Origin of the sequence: Chitinophaga sp. 22308, assembly GCF_052045305.1 — a bacterium.
GTDB classification, from domain to species: domain Bacteria; phylum Bacteroidota; class Bacteroidia; order Chitinophagales; family Chitinophagaceae; genus Chitinophaga; species Chitinophaga varians_A.
Genome location: NZ_JBQEOP010000005.1, coordinates 184,944 through 202,249, shown reverse-complemented (window position 1 = coordinate 202,249; position 17,306 = coordinate 184,944). Strand labels below are relative to the sequence as shown.

Below are 17,306 nucleotides of genomic sequence, written 5' to 3'. Positions count from 1 at the left end.
CTTACATATGATTACTACTATTAACAAGTATCTGTCGCTGGTAAAGTTCAGTCATACCATCTTTGCGATGCCGTTTGCACTGACAGGTTATTTTATGGCCACTACAAAAGGAGGGGGCAGTTTCAGCTGGGCCACCTTCGGGCTGGTGGTGTTGTGCATGGTATTTGCCCGCAGCGCCGCCATGGCGTTTAACCGCTGGCTGGACATGGACATTGACAAACTGAACCCGCGGACGGCCAAAAGGGAGATCCCGGCAGGTGTTATTTCTCCGCAAAATGCCATGTTCTTCATCCTGATCAACGTGATGTTGTTCGTGCTGACGACCTGGTTTATCAACCGCATTTGTTTTTTCCTGTCGCCCATTGCGCTGATGGTAGTACTGGGATATAGCTATACCAAACGTTTTACGGCCCTGTGCCACATGGTATTGGGCGTGGGCCTGTCGCTGGCGCCTATAGGAGCGTACCTGGCCGTGACCGGCGAGTTTGCCCTGCTGCCGGTGTTGGTGTCTGTACTGGTGCTGTGCTGGGTATCGGGCTTCGATATTATTTATTCCTTACAGGATGAGGATTTTGACAAATCCCAACAGCTGAATTCTATCCCCGCCTGGCTGGGCCTTTCCGGTGCCCTGCGTTTCTCCGAGCTGCTGCATGTGATAGCTGCCGCACTGGTGATCACCATCGGTATATATGGCCACTATCACTGGCTGTTCTGGATAGGCGCGGCCGTGTTCATTGTCATGCTGATATCCCAGCACCTGCTGGTAAAGCCCAATGACCTGAGCCGGGTGAACGTGATGTTTATGACCACCAACGGTATCGCCAGCGTGGTGTTTGCCGTTTTTGTCATCGCAGACATGCTGCTCATGTAGGTATTTTTTGATTGACGAATTTTGTGATTGGGGGAGATAAACCAATCACAAATCCGGGCGGATCAACAAATTTCAACACAACAAACTCAAATCAAGAAATCCCTAAATCAAAAAATCCGTAAATGATAATGATATGGCGCGTGTAATGGCTATTGATTATGGGAAAAAAAGGACCGGACTGGCCGTGACCGACCCGTTGCAGCTGATTGCCAGTGGACTTACCACCATTCCCACCCATGAACTGATTCCTTATCTGAAAAAATATTTCGCGGCGGAAGAAGTGGAGGCGATCATCATCGGTGAGCCTAAGAACCTGGATGGGAATGCCACGCATGCCACGCCGCTGGTGGAAGAGTGTGTCCGTATCCTACGGAAGAACTTCCCGCAGGTGCCGGTAAAGAAGGTAGACGAACGTTTTACTTCTAAAATCGCCTTCCAGAGCATGATTGACAGCGGCCTGAAGAAAAAGGACCGTCAGAATAAAGGCCTGGTGGACGAAATCAGTGCCACCATCATTTTACAGGAATACCTGCAAAATAAAATTTAAGCACTTAGATATTTATTTATTTTTTATTTTAATATTTAGATATTTAATAGCGGAAACCCTTTAAAATAGCCAAATATCAAAATACCAAAATAACCAAATGTCGTACCTTTGCAGATCAATTAAAAACAGCACAAGATCATGATATTGCCAATTGTTGCATACGGGCATCCGGTACTGAGAAAAGTAGCAGAAGATATTACGCCCGATTATCCCCAGTTGAAGGAACTTATTGCCAATATGTGGGAAACAATGTACGGCTCCAACGGAGTAGGCATTGCGGCCCCTCAGGTAAACAAATCCATCCGTCTGTTTGTGGTAGACAGCAAACAGATCATCGATAACCTGGAAGACGATGAAAAAAACGATTATCCGGGAGATGAAGGTGTGAAGGAAGTATTTATCAATGCGCACATCGTGGAAACCGGTGGCAAGGAGTGGGCTTACAACGAAGGTTGCCTGAGCATTCCTAAAGTACGGGAAGACGTATACCGCGACGAGACCGTGACCCTTTCCTATGTGAATGAAAATTTTGAACCTCAGCAAAAAACCTTCAGCGGTGTTACGGCGCGCGTCATTCTGCATGAATATGACCACATCGACGGCAAGCTGTTCATCGATCATCTCAAGCCGCTGAAACGCAGGATGTTGAAAAGCAAACTGGATGATATCACCAAAGGAAAGATAAGGGTAGACTACAAAATGACCTTTCCTAAATAGGAAATAATTTTGTAATGTAAAGAAAACCCGTTATTTTGGTATTATAAAGACAACCATCCGTATCCATTTTGGGAACTACCTTATCATATACTGAAATAGAGCTCATTCAGGGACTGCAAGCCAGGGATGAAAAGTTATTCAGTTATTTATATGACCATTATTCCCCCGCGTTGTATGGGGTGGCACTCAAAATAGTTACGGATGATGCTTCCGCAGGAGATGTGCTCCAGGAAGTGTTCATTAAGATCTGGAAGAACATAGACCGATACGATCCCTCCAAAGGCCGCCTGTTTACCTGGATGCTCAACATTGCCAGGAATACCGCAATCGACAGTTTAAGGTCAAAAGCTCACAAACTTGATCAAAAAGTACAGGACGTAACCAGCGCTAATCTGATGTACGAGCCACAACTGGCCGTACACCTGTCTGTTGATCATCTTGGATTAACAAAGGTGATAGAAGGCCTTCCCAAAGATCAGCGTATTATTATTGATCTGGCTTATTTTAAAGGCTGCACACAGGAAGAAATTGCCAAAACCCTGGATATACCGCTGGGGACCGTGAAGACCAGAATGCGCAATGCGATTATGCAGTTGAGAATCCTATTAAAACAATTATAGTACAAAGTGGATGTACAACGTTACATATCGTCCGGTATCCTGGAGAGTTATGTGTTTGGGCTGCTACCCGATGCAGAACAAAACGAGGTGGAAACGATCGTCGCACAATACCCTCAGGTAAAAGCCGCTGTCCAGGAATTGCAACTGGACAGGGAACGGTTTGTACAGCTATATGCCATGGCACCGCCGGCAGGCATCAAAGACCGTTTGCTGGATATCATCCGGGACGAGGAAACGCCGGAAGGCAATGCCCGCCTGCCGGAAGACCTGCGTGCGCCGGCCCCTGCCGCTACTTCCCGCGAAACACCGGTCAAACGTATCAACGGACATAAATCTTCTGCTGAAAAAGTCTGGAAATACATAGCAGCGGCTATTATCCTCCTGTTCCTGGGAAGCGTTGTGCTCAACTTCTTTTTCTTCAGTCGCTCTACAGATTATAAAAGCCGCTATCAGTCGCTGGTAGCAGCCAAAGAAAAGCTGGACGCCCAAAAGGAAAGCCAGTCGCTTACTGCTCATCAGGAATTGCAGAAAGAGCTGGACATGCTCAAAGACCCGGCTTTCAAATGGATCAAGCTGGAAGGCTTTGGCCCTACTGCCGGACAGGTTGTGACGGTTTGCTGGAACCCCGTTTCCAGGGCCGTTTTCCTGATTGCACAGGCGTTGCCCATGCCGCCGGCGGGCAAACAATATCAATTGTGGGCCATCCGTAATAAAAAACTCGTGGATGCCGGCGTATTCCAGGGCGGCGCACAGGAGGCACAAAAAATCCAGCAAATGAAACCGGCGGAAGCCGCAGAAGGCTTTGCCATCACACTCGAGAATGAGGGCGGCAGCACGCAGCCAACCATGGAACAGCTACAGCTGTCTGCCAAAATCCGGAAATAGTCAGCAATAACTACGGGTTGTAATTGATTAATCCGTAAATTGCTGATAATAAATACCTCGGAAAACCATTAGTTTACACGCTCGGCACAGTTTACACGGATTAGCAAGGTAGTCTATATTGATTTTTAAGTCGCAGATGGCGCTACCTATGATGTCATGGAATGAATTCAACCAAATACACCGATCAACCAAACCTGGCGGTCTGTCTTGGATTATCACGTAACATACACAGAAGCAGAACTGGTACAGGGCCTTCATGCCCGTGACCAGAAAATATTCAGTTTCCTCTATGATCACTATTCGCCTGCTCTCTATGGCGTGGTCGTAAAGGTACTGAATGACCATACCCAGGCTATAGACGTACTGCAGGACGTATTCCTGAAGATATGGCGGTATGGGGACCAGTACAATGAAGACAAAGGGCGCCTGTTTACCTGGATGCTGAATATCGCCCGCAACACGGCCATTGATGTGCTTCGCTCCAAAGCATATAAACTGGAACAGAAAATCCAAAACATCACGGATGACGTACATCTAAACGGTGGCCCGTTAACCGTGTACCAGTCCATCGACCATCTCGGTTTCTCCAAAGTCCTGGACAAACTGACCAAAGAACAACGTACCCTTATCGATCTGGCTTACTACAAAGGCTGTACCCAGGAGGAAATTTCCAGGGCACTCGATATTCCTTTAGGTACGGTGAAAACCAGACTACGTAATGCCATCATCCAGCTAAGGAACATTTTGAACAAATAAACATTTTGCGTGGACGCCCAATTCATCATATCGTCCGGACTGATAGAATTGTATACTGCCGGCCTGACTTCCGAAAAGGAAAGCCGGGAGCTGGAGGCTGCCATGCATCAATACCCCGAAGTGGCCGCTGCGGCAGCTACCTGCCAGCGGAACATGGAAGAATATGTGAAGCTCCAGTCCGTATCCCCGCCTGAAAGCATCAAAACACGCCTCTTAAACCTCATTCATACAGATTCCCTTACACCGGATACAGCAACAACCAATGCTGCTATACCACAACTCACTAAAACCTCGCCCATGGAACAAACCAACGTCCTGTCCGTTCCGGAAACCAAAGGTGTTTCCTGGAAATGGATCGCTGCCGCAGCCGCCGTACTGCTTATTGGCAGCGTCATCCTCAACTTTTTTTATTTCAACCGATGGAAGGAATTCCGGGAGTACAAAGACAAATACCAGTCGCTGCTCCTGTCGCAAAACTCCATCATCTCCAAAACCAATGAGTACAAGACCAGACTGGAAAAACTCACTGAATCCATGGAAATCATGGAAAACCCGAAAGTCATGAAAGTGGCCATGCCTGGTACGCCTGCCTTCCCGACAGCCGTAGCGACGGTGTTCTGGAACCAGGATAACAAACAGGTATACCTGAAAGTCAACAACCTGCCAGAACCGGCCGCAGACAAACAATACCAGCTGTGGGCCATCGTGGATGGCAAACCGGTGGATATGGGCGTGTTTGAAATGGGCGATACCGCAAGCCTCCTGCAGAAAATGAAGATCACCGGCAAAGCACAAATGTTTGCCGTAACCCTGGAAAAGAAAGGTGGCGCCGTTTCTCCAACCATGGAGCAAATGTACGTGGCCGGAAAAATCCCGGGCTGATAACATAAACCGCCGGCAGCAGCGGCTGCCGGCCCGTTTACACCACTGACTACAGCGGAGATAGCAGGGCCATCGGCATCCCTGTTGTCTCCGCTGCTTTTTTAACGAATTCCTAACACCAGAAAGCTTACAGCTTTTTCCTAAATTGCAGGCATGTCTCATTTTTGGAAAAGTATAGCCGCAACCGTTGTTGCGTGCTGCCTGCAACTGACACACCTGGCCGCCCAGGACACCGCCCGCTACAAGGGAATGACCGTTAACCTTGACGAAGTGATCGTGGAAGCTAAACGTATAGGCTTCGACGTTAATAGTTTCATTAAAAGGGTGGAAGAAGACACCACCTTCTACCGCGCCTTCAAAAACCTGCATATCGTAGGCTTTCGTGCAGATAATGATATCCGCATCCTCGATAAAAAAGGACAGGTGCAGGCTTCTCTCAAAAGCAAAACCGCCCAGCACGTAAAAGGCCGCTGCCGTAACATGGAGGTGCTCGACCAGCAGGTCACCGGCGACTTCTACACCCGCAAAGGCAATTACAACTACTATACAGCTGAACTCTATGGTAACCTCTTCTTTACTCAGGGTACCGTATGCGTGGACGGCAACGGCGAAACGCCCGAAAACGCAGGCGGCGCCATGGCCCGGCATAAAGCACAGCTTAAACAGCTTATCTTCAATCCCGGCAAACCCGTAAAGGGCGTGCCTATCGTAGGCCCCAAAGTGGCCATCTTCGACCGTGATGTAATGCGGTTCTACGACTTCTCCATCAGCGCGGAAAACTATGTGGACGGAACACCCTGTTACGTGTTTACCGCCAAAGCGAAGCCGGACCTCAGCCGGATAGACCGTGGCGATGTGGTGATAGATGAGCTCATCACCTGGTTCAATAAGGAAAACTTTGAAATAGTAGGCCGTAAATACGCCCTGTCCTATAAAACCATGCTGTTCGACTTCAACGTGAAGATGAACGTACAGATGACCAAACAGTTTGGCCTGCTGATACCCGCGCTGGTGACCTACAACGGCACCTGGGACGTGGCGTTCAAAAAGCGGGAAACAGCCGCTTTTGTGGCTAAATTCTATGATTTTAAAGCTGGGGAGTAATTAGTATAAAACCGTCACCGTACCGGTCTTATGCACCGGAATACGGGTATACACCTCGCGATAGTCCACAATCCATACATAGGTGCCCAGATCTGCCTGGAGGCCTTTCACGCGGCCGGTCCAGCCTATCTGCGGGTCATTGGTGTAAAACACCCGCTCACCCCACCGGTTGTAGATGCTCAGGGTATATTGTTCTATAGGGCACCGGTACCGTGGCCGAAAGTAGTCATTGCGCCCGTCACCATTGGGTGTGAACGCATTCGGGAAATGTACGGTGCACTCACAATCGTGATAATCCACTTTTACAGAATCCACGCTCTTGCCGCAGGCATTCCAGGCAAGCAGCGAATAAATGCCCGGCTGCCGCACAATGTATTGCGGTATGCTGGTGCTGTCCTGCCATTTGAAAGGCGCGCCGCCCGCGCCCACCACAGGGATCTGGTATACTTCGTCACGGCACAGCAGCGTGTCCGGCCCAAGGTTCACGCGCAATGTATCGTTAAAAGACACGTGTATGGTATCCGATGATTCACACCGCCCTATTTGTGCATGCACAAAGTAGTTGCCGGGTTTGGTGACATAATACGTGGCCTGATCGGAACCGTCCTGCCAACGGTATAAACCATTGCCAAAATCGGCTGTCAGTACCAGGAAATTACCGGTGCAAATGGTGGTATCGTTACCCAGGTTGAGTTTACGCAACCGGTTGAAGTTCACAAAAATGGTGTCTACCACATTACAGATATGATTGATCTCCACCAGCGCCCAGATATTTGCTTCATAGTTGACCGTGATAGACGGCGTAGTAGCGCCATTGCTCCATTTCCAGGCGGTAGCTTCCGGAACGGAAGGCGCCAGGGTAATGGATTCGCCCGGGCATAGCAACGTGTCCGGCCCAAGGCTGAATGGGTAGGGCGGACCGGTAAACGTAATGGTGATCTCATCATCTATCTCGGCACATCCTTTCGGGAATACACGCACTTTGTAGGTGCCGGAAGTCCGTACGTCCTGTACTGGTGTGGTATTACCAGTGCTCCAGAGGTAGGTGCAGTTCTGTGCAGTGGCGTCGAGCTGCAGCTGTTCGCCGGAACACAATACCAGGTCTGGGCCAAGGTCTACCTTGGGTATGGGGGTATAAAACACGTTGACAGAATCCGGTATCAGGCAGCCGTTGATCTTCACTTTATAGGTCGCCGATGTATCTACGAGGATGGTAGGGGCGGTGGAACTGTCCTGCCACAGGTAAGCAGCGCCGGGTATAGTGGGCGCGCTAAGGGTCATGGTGCCACCCTGACAAAGCGTGACGTCCTGGGGACCTAAGTCATAGATCACAGGGGTGACGATCGTAACAGGTTGTGTGGTGATGTCCTGTACGCCATTGCGCCAGGCAACCAGGGTAACGGTGTAGGTGCCTGTTTGCTGGTATACGTGAAAAGCGCCTTTTATCTTGTTCGATGTGTCTTTTTGGGCCGAAGGGGGATCGCCGAAATACCATTTCACGGAGTCGATGCCCGCCGGTTGTTTGATCACGAAAAAGACACTGTCCTGCACACAGGTGGACGATGCCGTGAAAGGATTGACGGCTCTGGCTTTTAGGGCAACCGGCAGCAGGGCCAGCAGCAGAAACAGAATGCGAAAGGGACGACGTATTTGGCGGCTTCTCATGTTGTTGACATGGTAATGGCCGCTAAGATAATCGAAATATATAAATTAATAATAATAATTTGCCGTGAAATAACAAGCCTCCGGAGATCATTGTCTGCGGAGGCTTTTATTATTTTAATCTTCCCATTTTTGTTGTTTGCCTTCTTCTTCCTGTAATGGCCTGGCGGTAGTATACCGGCGCCATTTCTCCAGCACCTGTGTAAAGTCCTCTGGCAGCGGGCTTTCAAAGTACATCTGTTTGCGGGTGCGGGGATGGATAAAGCCCAGTTGCTGTGCGTGGAGCGCATGCCGGGGGATGATCTCAAAGCAGTTTTCCACAAACTGTTTGTATTTGGCGAAAATAGTCCCTTTCAGGATGCGGTTTCCGCCGTAGGTGTCATCATTAAAAAGGGAGTGCCCGATATGTTGCATATGCACGCGTATCTGGTGGGTACGGCCTGTTTCAAGGCGGCACTCTACCATGGTGACATAGTTATAACGTTCCAGTACACGGTAGTGCGTAATGGCTTCTTTGCCGTATTCCCCGTCGGGATAGGCGTCCATGATCTTGCGCAGGCGCTGGTGACGGCCAACGTGGGCCACTACAGTGCCTTCGTCTTCTTCAAAATCACCCCATACCAGGGCTATATAACGACGGTGAACGGTGTGGTCAAAAAACTGTTTGGCCAGGTCGGTCATGGCTTTTTCAGACTTGGCCACTACCAGCAGGCCGGAAGTGTTTTTATCGATGCGGTGCACCAGCCCGAAACGTGGGATTTCAGGAGTGGTGGCCTGTGTTTTATCGCCAAGGTACCAGGAAAGGCCGTTGACCAGCGTGCCGGTATAATTGCCGCAACCGGGGTGTACCACCATGCCGGCGGGTTTGTCGATGATCAACACATCATCGTCTTCATAAACGATATTGAGCGGTAATTCTTCCGGCAGCACTTCCGTGCTTTCGGGGTTTTTGTTGGAGAATACAATGATCCTGTCCAGCGGCCTGATCTTGTAGTTGGCTTTAACGGGCTTGTCGTTTACCAACACCATCTCCGTGTCGAGTGCGTTCTGGACCTTGTTGCGGGTAATGCCTTCAATACGGGCGGTCAGGAACTTGTCGATACGGACCGGCTCCTGGCCCTTGTCCACCACCATGTTGATCTTCTCATACAGTTCCTCACTGCCCTCCCCGTTTTCCAGCTCGTCTTCCAGTTCCAGCAATTCTTCAGCCATTACAGTAAATTTTGGCAAAGGTAAATAAAATGCGGGTAGTGCTCACTGAGGCACAGCGCTTGTGTATTTTATTAAGCACGCAAAAAGAGCGGATATATTACAGGTCCTCAACAGGGCTGGTGATAACAGCCTTCCGGCAAATAAGCCGGGGAGGCCTGTCCCCGGCCGGACATTACAGAAAAATGACATCTGCGGCAGGTCGGGGGGAGCCTGGGGCCTTCACCAGGCCTCCGGATGGCCAATGAAGAGCATCCTGTAATGCCTGGCATCATCTGCCGTATTGATACGCCTTAGCACTTTGTTTTATATCTTTGCAGGGTGAGATTTTTCTCTTTAAAACGTGGACCATTCAGTCCGGAAAAAGCATAGGAGTGTAAGCACTTTTCAGTATGGAAAAGCAGGAAATTATCGTCAGGGACCTTGGCAAAATAGATTATCAGGAAGCCTGGGACTACCAGGAGCAGCTATTGAAGGAAAATGTGCAACTGAAGGCCCAAACACCCGACCAGTGGCCGAAACCAACCACCAACTACCTTCTTTTCTGTGAACATCCCCCGGTATATACGCTGGGTAAAAGCGGGCACATGGAAAATCTGCTGCTGAGCCAGGAAGAGTTGCAGCAACAGGGGATAGGCTTCGTGCCGACCAACCGCGGTGGCGACATTACCTTCCACGGTCCCGGCCAGATAGTGGGGTATCCCATCATCGACCTCGAAAATTTTTTCACGGATATCGGCAAATACCTGCGTTACCTTGAAGAGGTAGTGATCCGCACGTTGGCGGAATATGGTGTCACCGGCGACCGGTCACCTGGAGAAACAGGTGTATGGCTCGATCCGCACGATAAAGCCAAAGCCCGTAAAATCTGTGCCATGGGCGTACGCTGCAGCCGCTGGGTCACCATGCACGGCTTTGCCCTCAATGTGAATACACATATGCATTACTTCGATAACATCATTGCATGCGGTATCGCAGATAAACAAGTGGCTTCACTGGACAAGGAATTGGGCCGCCAGGTGCCGGAAGAGGAAGTGAAGGCGAAGCTGAAAAAACATTTTGCTGAAGTATTTGGCGCCGCCATCATTTAGTCATTTGGCTATTTCGATATTTAACTGTTTTGTAATGAAAAAGCCTCGGAGATGTATCATCTCCGAGGCTTTTTCATTAACAAAATAATCAAATAGTTAAATAGTCAAATTACATGCGGTAGTTCAATGGAATAAAAAAGTTCCATTTCTCTTTCAGGCGGCCATCTTCAAACAGTTCAAAATTGAACCAGCCGGCATGCATGAAAATGGCTTTTTCCAGAATGAGGGAAGGCCCTTTCACCTGTTCTATCTCAAACAGGAAGGTGCCATTAGGCTCAAAGAATTTGACGGAATATCTTTTCTGCGGCGCGTCATTCAGTTTGATGTTGACGTTGCCATCAGCGGTGGTGTAAATATAGTTGGAGGGGTGCCATACCACTTTGGGCTCCTTGTTCTCATCTGGCTTGTTGGGATTGCGGGCAGCATCCTTGATGTCTGCGTACTGCAGTTTCATATCAGACCTGATGGTGCTGTCGGGCAGGGCCAGCAGGGTTTTACTATAGATGAACCGCCCGTTGTTGAACAGGATGAAAAGACGGTAATAGTTATTGCCGGGCAACGGTTTGTTGTCCAGGTACACATTCCGTGTTTGCGTAGGATAGCTGGCGTAGCCGATGGTATTAAAGTTCAGCACGCTGTCCAGTGAACGTTGAATGCCGATCTCTTTTACCTCCATGAACCCGGATATCCAGTCCAACTGAATTTTACCGGTTTTAATGGTGGCCGAAAAATCAGGTAATACCGGGGGCAGCATTTCCTGGCCCTTACCTGCGAGTGCTATCGATAAAAAAAATCCTATGGCGAATGTTAAACGCGCGACCTGCTTCATACAAAAAAATCCGTGAGCTCTTAAAGTTGGCAAAAATACACTACCATTCAAATATAATGAACAGTTTTTACAGGGAAAGAACGCCCGGAGGGAGGGAAAGATTGCCTTGCAGTCCGCCGGTATGTATTAATAATACTTTGCTATTATCAGCAAAGTAGCGCTGATGGATTAATTCACGGAAAGCCTTGACAAGTTTTCCGGTGTAAATGATATCTGTCGGAATACCGGTTTCTGCAAAAAAAGTATTGATAAAATCTATAAGTGCAGGTTTTACCTTCGCATAACCGCCTCCGTGAAAGTCGTGTAACAATTGCCAGTGGCTGGTTTGACCGGGGCGTAGCAGCGCTTTGACCTCAGCTTCAAGATATCTGGCGCCTTTCAATACTGAAATACCGGTAACGGTCTGTGTGGCTGCAGCGCTGTTGATAAGGCCGGCAAGCGTAGTGCCTGTCCCCACGGCACAAAGGATATGCGTGAAACGGGCTGTAGGAAAGAGCGAGAGTATCTCTTCACAGCCACGGGCGCCTGCGGCGTTGTGCCCGCCTTCCGGAATAATGTAGGTGTCCGGACGGTTTTCAAAAGACAGGCGACTGTCGCGGTAAGCTTCGCGACTGATAAACTCCAGCTGCATGCCCATGTCCTGCGCCGTTTGCAGCGTATGGCTCAATACCGGAGGTCGTTCGCCCCGGATGATACCGGTGCAGCGAAATCCTGCCTCCCGGCACGCTGCGGCCGTGGCGGCGATATGATTGGAATAAGCCCCGCCAAAAGTAAGGATGTGCTGCCTGCCCTCGCTACGCGCAGCTTCCAGGTTGTACTTCAGCTTAAACCATTTATTGCCGGAGATGTCCGGGTCCAGCTTGTCCAGCCGCAGTATGGACGCTTCCAGCTGCTCCGGCAGCCAGGAAGGGGCAAGCGTGTCTAACGTGATATTTCCGGTGTTCATCTGCCAAAATTCCCAGGGCTGAAGCCCTGGGCTACGTTGTGTTTTAGGTCTGTTTTACAGAGTATGTCTAAAATTAATGGCTTTAAGCCTTTCATGCTCATCAGTGGATGAATGCCATCGTTGATGACTTGATATTTCAGAAAGCAGAGCCCCTGCGCTTCAGCTGTTATAGCCCATGTCTGTCACTAACGACTTTAAGCCTTTCTATATTACATTAGAAAGTAAAACCCTAAGTTCTGGAACCTGTATTCCCGGAAAGCCTGAAACAAAACGTAGCCCAGGGCTTCAGCCCTGGGGACAAAAATAATGATTATTCATTCGTCAGAAATCCGCCTTTGCCGCGGTACAGCTTAACTGGTTTATCCAGTTTCACTTTCAGTACAGTGACATATTTATCCTGCACGTTTTCGGGCACATCGATGTAAACGAGGCCGGGCACGGGGCTCCAGGAGATTTTGCCGACTACTTTATGATCCAGTTTGGCGCCATTGCCTACTACGCTGATCTCTTCTATTTTGTTGCTCAGGCCTTTGATCATCACTTGTCCGCTGGTTTTGCCGGGCAGGAAGAGGTACAGGGTGCTGGAGTCTTTGGAGAGGGTGGTAGGGCCGTAGAAGTGGCCCAGTGGCAGTCCGGCGATGGTGTTAAAAACGGCTTCACCGTTCTTTTTGTTCCAGGCTCCCAGTTCTTTCAGGATGTTTACTTCTTCTGCCGGGATGGTGCCATCTGCTTTAGGTCCGATATCGAGGAGGAGGTTACCGCCGTTGGCCACTGCGTCCACGAAGATGGTGATGATTTCGAACGGTGTTTTCCAGTTGGTGTCTTGTGGCTGCCATCCCCAGTTGTTGTTGATGGTCATGCACAGTTCCCACCAGTGGTAGTGTGGGCGGGTAACGGGGAAGTTCTGTTCCGGTGTGTCATAATCGCCATAGCCTTGTAAACGCCCGTTGATGATGGTGTTGGGGTTATGGGTGGTGAGCATTTTACGCATTTTGCCGGCTTCCCATTCTTCTGCGGAGTGTTCCCAGTCGCCATCAAACCACCAGAGATCGGGGTTGAATTTGGTCATCACTTCTTCCATCTGGCCTTCGTAGTATTTCAGGAAACGCTGCCAGCGTGCGGGTTGTGTCTTGATATCATAGCGGTTGCTGTCTTTCAGGAATTGTGGATAATCGGCATAACTCCAATCGATCAACGAAAAATAGGCACCACATTTGATACTGTCGCGCCGCAAAGCGGTGTAGAGTGGAGTCAGTACGTCCCTTTTGGCAGGGGTGCTGTTGACAACATCGAGCTTACTGTATTTGCTGTCCCACAAAGCCACGCCATCATGGTGTTTGGTGGTGACGACCGCGTAGCGGGCGCCGGATTCCCTGATAAGGTCGGCCCATTCCTGCGGGTTGTAATTACTGGCAGTGAAGCCTTTGAGCTGCTGCATGTAATCGGGGTAGGAGATTTTTTTGTTGTGGAATGACCAGGATTCATCAATTCCTTTTACCGAATAAATGCCCCAGTGGATGAAGATGCCCAGTTTGGCGTCGGCAAACCACTGCATTTTGTCTTTGATGTCGTCCGGATTGGTTTTCTGTTGCGCATGAGCGGTCATAGAAAGCTGCATGGCACAGGCTCCCAGCACAAGTAGTCTTTTCATTGTTCCGTTTAGATTAATCATTAAAATATGTGTTGTCCACAAAAAGAAAGCGTGAAAATAGGTTTAATGATTATATTTAACGCCGATATTTTCAGGTAAACCATTGAAAATTATAAAATAATATCAAAAAAATGCAACCGACTTTATTGATTTTAGCGGCCGGTATGGCCAGTCGATATGGCAGTTTGAAGCAAATCCAGGCTTTCGGGCCCAGTGGAGAGACTATCATTGACTACTCTATTTACGATGCTATCCGTGCTGGCTTTGGCAAGATCGTATTTATTATCCGGGAAAATTTTGCCACTGAGTTTAAAGAGATCTTTGAACCTAAGCTCAAAGGCCGTGTGGCTACGGATTACGTGTTTCAGAACATGGACTCTTTCACCGGCGGTTACCCGATCCCGGCCGATCGTACCAAGCCCTGGGGCACTGCGCATGCTATTCTGTGCGCCAAAAACGCTATTAATGAACCTTTTGCAGTGATCAATGCAGATGATTTTTACGGTGCGGACGCTTTCGTAAAAATGGCTGCTTTCCTGAAGGGTGAAGCTAAAGCGGACATCTACAGCGTAGTAGGTTATGAGCTGGGCAAAACAGTGAGCGAGCACGGTTCCGTGTCCCGCGGTGTTTGCGCGGTAGACGGCGCCGGTTTCCTGTCAGCCATCAATGAAAGAACAAAAATTTATACTGACAATGGCCAGATCGTTTATGAAGAAGCAGATGGCAGCAAACACCCGCTGAGTGCTGAAACACCGGTTTCCATGAACTTCTGGGGTTTCCATCCCGGCGTATTTGACATCAGCCAGTCGCTGTTCAACGAGTTCCTGGAGAAAAACGGCACCAATCCTAAATCGGAGTTCTTTATTCCGATCGTGGCCGACGAATTTATCCGTCGTAACCTGGGCAAGGTGAAAGTGCTGCCTACCACAGCGAAATGGTTTGGGGTTACTTACAAGGAAGATGCACCCGGTGTTCAGGCCAGTCTGTCAGAATTGGTTAAAAACGGAGCATATCCCGACAATTTATGGAAATAACACCCAACAAATTAATCCTTCAGGCTTTTGGACTGGAGCCTGAAGGATTAAACGTCCGAAGATTCGGATCAGGACACATCAACAACACTTTTCTGCTCGAAAAGAAGGAGGACGGCAGTAAATATGTTCTACAGAAAATCAATGTGAACGTATTCAAGGAACCCGGGATAATAGCCGCTAATCAAAGAATGGCAGCTGATTATCTCGCCACACATCATCCGGCGTATCTGTTCATTACGCCCATACCCACGGTCAACGGGGAAGAGCTCTTTGTAATGGACAACGAATACTGGCGCATGATTCCGTTTATTGCCGGTTCTGTGACGGTAGACCAGGCAGATAACCCAAAGCAGGCATATGAAGCCGCCAAACAGTTTGGCCGCCTTGCCAGTTACCTTTCGGGCATCGACCTGAAGCCGTTTAAAGCTTCAATTCCGAACTTTCACAATCTCACCCTCCGTTATGCCGCTTTTCAGGAAGCCATCCGTAATGCCAGGGAAGACAGAAAGGCAGCAGCAGAAGAGCTGATTGACGAATTCCTCCGCTACTCTGACATCGCAGTCACGTACGAACAGCTGAAAACCAATCCCGAATTCAGGGACCATCTGATGCACCATGATACCAAAATCAATAATGTGCTGCTCAACAAAGACACATATGAAGGTATCTGCGTTTGTGACCTGGATACACTGATGCCGGGAAAAATCATCTCAGACCTCGGAGACATGGTACGCACCTATGTCTGCCCCGTTTCCGAAGAAGAGCCTGATGTAAGCCAGATCGTTATCCGCGATGAATACTTTGAAGCCCTCATGCAGGGATATCTCGAAGAAACAGGCGGCACTTTGACCAAAGTGGAAAAAGAACAACTCTTCTTTGCAGGAAAGTTCATGATCTACATGCAGGGTATCCGCTTCATCACTGATTATCTCAACGGTGATGTGTATTACCCGATCAAGTACGCCCGGCACAACTTTGATCGCGCACATAACCAGCTCGTACTGCTGAAGCGCCTCATCGAAAAAGAAGACACCCTGCAGGCTATTATCAACAAATGCCTCCATGTCGGTGAACAGGTTTAGACTAGTGAACAATCAAATGAAATCATTCAAAGTCCCGGTGCTTTTCCGCACCGGGATTTTTTTTACCGCCTTTACCGTTTCTTCCTGCTTTCCGGTATCAGTTGGTTGTTAGTATTTGATAACCGGTTTTAGTAATTTGTTAGAAATGAATTAATAATCGACTTCTTTTTTTGAATATTTTCAAAAACATATAAAGGGATTAATTTTTGACGAAATATTTTGCCCTTTGTTGTTTTTTATTTTTTTCACGAATACATTTGTACTGATACAAACAATCATCACCTCCTTATGTGGGTAAATAAAGACAATATAAAACTTAATCACATCGTACCTCAGCTCAACTGGGCTATCACGAAGGTCGTGATTATCGTCGTTGTCATTATTAGCCACCATTTCGGAGGATAGGTACACGTGCATAATCAAAATCGATATACGCCTTCCTCCGCAAAGAGGAAGGCTTTTTTTTTGACCACTACAGTTTGACGCTAATAATTCAATTTTATGTATAGCTATTACAACAACGACACCTTTCTTTATCTCGACGGTCAGTATCTGAAAGCAACAGCCGCCACCACAGACCTTTTCGGTCAATCGCTCCACTACGGTTACGCCGTATTTGAAGGTATCCGCGCTTATAAAACAGCCAACGGAGAAGTAAAGATCTTTAAAGCGAAGGAACACTTCGACCGCCTGAAGCGCTCCTGCGAACTGATCCACATCCCTTACAAATTCGACAATGAAGAACTGATCGCGGCCTGTTACAAAGTGCTGGAGATGAACAACATGGAGGAAGCCTACATCCGTCCGCTGGTGTTCTGTCCGCCGAACATGACCCTGAAAGCAGCGAGCGAATCCAATATACTCATCTGCGCATGGGAATGGGGCGCTTACCTCGGTGAAAAACTTCTCCGCATCATGACTTCCTCTTATGAAAGACCGAACCCGAAGGCGTTCCAGATAGAATCCAAATCGGCCGGCCTGTACGTAAACTCGATACTGGCCTCACAGGAAGCAAAACAAAAAGGATACGACGAAGCACTGTTGCTGGATATGAATGGTAATGTTGCGGAAGGCCCCGGTGCTAACATCTTCTTTGAAAAAGACGGAAAGATCTTCACTCCCCCTCCCGGTAACATTCTCCCCGGCATTACCCGCGCCACCGTTATCGAACTTTGCCACGAACTGCAAATCCCGATCGAAGAAAAACTGTTCACCATCGATGAATTAAAACAAGCTGACGCTGCCTTCTTCTGCGGTACCGCTGCGGAAGTAGTAGGCCTCGAATCTATCGATGGACAGGCTTTCGGCAAACCATGGGCTTCTTCCCTCGGAAAAGTATTACAACAGGCATATAAAGCGAAAGTGCTCGACAAAACCTTCCAGCGCGAAGCACAGTTCGCATAGCAGTAGCTGTTAGTAT

The 17,306-nt window shown here is 48.7% G+C and carries 17 protein-coding genes; 12 read left to right on the top strand and 5 right to left on the bottom strand.

Annotated elements, in window-relative coordinates:
• Window positions 1-7: 7 nt before the first annotated feature.
• The 8 genes from ACTJJS_RS21090 (at window position 8) to ACTJJS_RS21055 (ending at window position 6,382) form a co-directional block, all read left to right on the top strand.
• The gene (locus ACTJJS_RS21090; protein WP_440665131.1) at window positions 8-871 is read left to right on the top strand and encodes a UbiA-like polyprenyltransferase; all 864 of its coding nucleotides are present in this window, start codon (window positions 8-10) and stop codon (window positions 869-871) included.
• Window positions 872-1,004: 133 nt separating this feature from the next.
• Window positions 1,005-1,418 carry a Holliday junction resolvase RuvX gene (ruvX, locus tag ACTJJS_RS21085; RefSeq protein ID WP_078667251.1) on the top strand — a complete coding sequence of 138 codons (414 nt, stop codon included), beginning with the start codon at window positions 1,005-1,007 and terminating at the stop codon, window positions 1,416-1,418.
• Between the two features lie 138 nt (window positions 1,419-1,556).
• The gene (gene def / locus ACTJJS_RS21080; RefSeq protein WP_168872011.1) at window positions 1,557-2,135 is read left to right on the top strand and encodes a peptide deformylase; all 579 of its coding nucleotides are present in this window, start codon (window positions 1,557-1,559) and stop codon (window positions 2,133-2,135) included.
• Window positions 2,136-2,203: 68 nt separating this feature from the next.
• Complete coding sequence (locus tag ACTJJS_RS21075; protein ID WP_168872012.1) at window positions 2,204-2,755, top strand: RNA polymerase sigma factor; 552 nt, start codon at window positions 2,204-2,206, stop codon at window positions 2,753-2,755.
• 6 nt (window positions 2,756-2,761) lie between these two features.
• Complete coding sequence (locus ACTJJS_RS21070; protein ID WP_440665130.1) at window positions 2,762-3,640, top strand: anti-sigma factor; 879 nt, start codon at window positions 2,762-2,764, stop codon at window positions 3,638-3,640.
• 207 nt (window positions 3,641-3,847) lie between these two features.
• Window positions 3,848-4,396 (top strand): RNA polymerase sigma factor, encoded by a 549-nt coding sequence (locus tag ACTJJS_RS21065; protein ID WP_440665129.1) that lies wholly within the window; start codon window positions 3,848-3,850, stop codon window positions 4,394-4,396.
• A 9-nt stretch (window positions 4,397-4,405) separates the two neighbouring features.
• The gene (locus tag ACTJJS_RS21060; protein ID WP_440665128.1) at window positions 4,406-5,278 is read left to right on the top strand and encodes an anti-sigma factor; all 873 of its coding nucleotides are present in this window, start codon (window positions 4,406-4,408) and stop codon (window positions 5,276-5,278) included.
• A 153-nt stretch (window positions 5,279-5,431) separates the two neighbouring features.
• On the top strand, window positions 5,432-6,382 hold the full coding sequence (locus ACTJJS_RS21055) for a hypothetical protein (RefSeq protein WP_440665127.1): 951 nt from the start codon (window positions 5,432-5,434) through the stop codon (window positions 6,380-6,382).
• Here ACTJJS_RS21055 and ACTJJS_RS21050 read toward each other — a convergent pair whose 3' ends face one another.
• Both ACTJJS_RS21050 and ACTJJS_RS21045 read right to left on the bottom strand, forming a co-directional pair.
• The gene (locus ACTJJS_RS21050) at window positions 6,383-8,047 is read right to left on the bottom strand and encodes a gliding motility-associated C-terminal domain-containing protein (protein WP_440665126.1); all 1,665 of its coding nucleotides are present in this window, start codon (window positions 8,045-8,047) and stop codon (window positions 6,383-6,385) included.
• A gap of 114 nt (window positions 8,048-8,161) precedes the next feature.
• Complete coding sequence (locus ACTJJS_RS21045; protein WP_168872018.1) at window positions 8,162-9,256, bottom strand: RluA family pseudouridine synthase; 1,095 nt, start codon at window positions 9,254-9,256, stop codon at window positions 8,162-8,164.
• 389 nt (window positions 9,257-9,645) lie between these two features.
• Between ACTJJS_RS21045 and lipB the strand changes: the two genes are divergently transcribed.
• Window positions 9,646-10,344, top strand: coding sequence for a lipoyl(octanoyl) transferase LipB (lipB, locus tag ACTJJS_RS21040; RefSeq protein ID WP_168872019.1), 699 nt, complete (start codon window positions 9,646-9,648; stop codon window positions 10,342-10,344).
• A 109-nt stretch (window positions 10,345-10,453) separates the two neighbouring features.
• Here the strand turns inward: lipB and ACTJJS_RS21035 are convergent, their stop codons facing one another.
• The 3 genes from ACTJJS_RS21035 to ACTJJS_RS21025 form a co-directional block, all read right to left on the bottom strand.
• Window positions 10,454-11,173 (bottom strand): hypothetical protein, encoded by a 720-nt coding sequence (locus tag ACTJJS_RS21035; protein ID WP_440665125.1) that lies wholly within the window; start codon window positions 11,171-11,173, stop codon window positions 10,454-10,456.
• Window positions 11,174-11,240: 67 nt separating this feature from the next.
• Window positions 11,241-12,119 (bottom strand): 1-aminocyclopropane-1-carboxylate deaminase/D-cysteine desulfhydrase, encoded by an 879-nt coding sequence (locus tag ACTJJS_RS21030; protein WP_440665124.1) that lies wholly within the window; start codon window positions 12,117-12,119, stop codon window positions 11,241-11,243.
• A gap of 310 nt (window positions 12,120-12,429) precedes the next feature.
• A complete protein-coding gene (locus tag ACTJJS_RS21025) occupies window positions 12,430-13,770 on the bottom strand; it encodes an alpha-L-fucosidase (protein ID WP_440665123.1) in 1,341 nt (446 codons plus the stop codon).
• Between the two features lie 131 nt (window positions 13,771-13,901).
• Between ACTJJS_RS21025 and ACTJJS_RS21020 the strand changes: the two genes are divergently transcribed.
• From ACTJJS_RS21020 to ACTJJS_RS21010, 3 genes are all read left to right on the top strand, one after another.
• Window positions 13,902-14,804, top strand: a complete 903-nt coding sequence (locus ACTJJS_RS21020) for a nucleotidyltransferase family protein (protein ID WP_168872023.1) — start codon at window positions 13,902-13,904, stop codon at window positions 14,802-14,804.
• Complete coding sequence (locus ACTJJS_RS21015; protein ID WP_440665122.1) at window positions 14,795-15,886, top strand: phosphotransferase enzyme family protein; 1,092 nt, start codon at window positions 14,795-14,797, stop codon at window positions 15,884-15,886. The genes ACTJJS_RS21020 and ACTJJS_RS21015 overlap by 10 nt, the downstream gene beginning before the upstream one ends.
• A 501-nt stretch (window positions 15,887-16,387) precedes the next feature.
• Window positions 16,388-17,290: a branched-chain amino acid transaminase gene (locus tag ACTJJS_RS21010; RefSeq protein ID WP_440665121.1), complete on the top strand. Its 903-nt coding sequence runs from the start codon at window positions 16,388-16,390 to the stop codon at window positions 17,288-17,290.
• The last annotated feature ends 16 nt before the right edge of the window (window positions 17,291-17,306 follow it).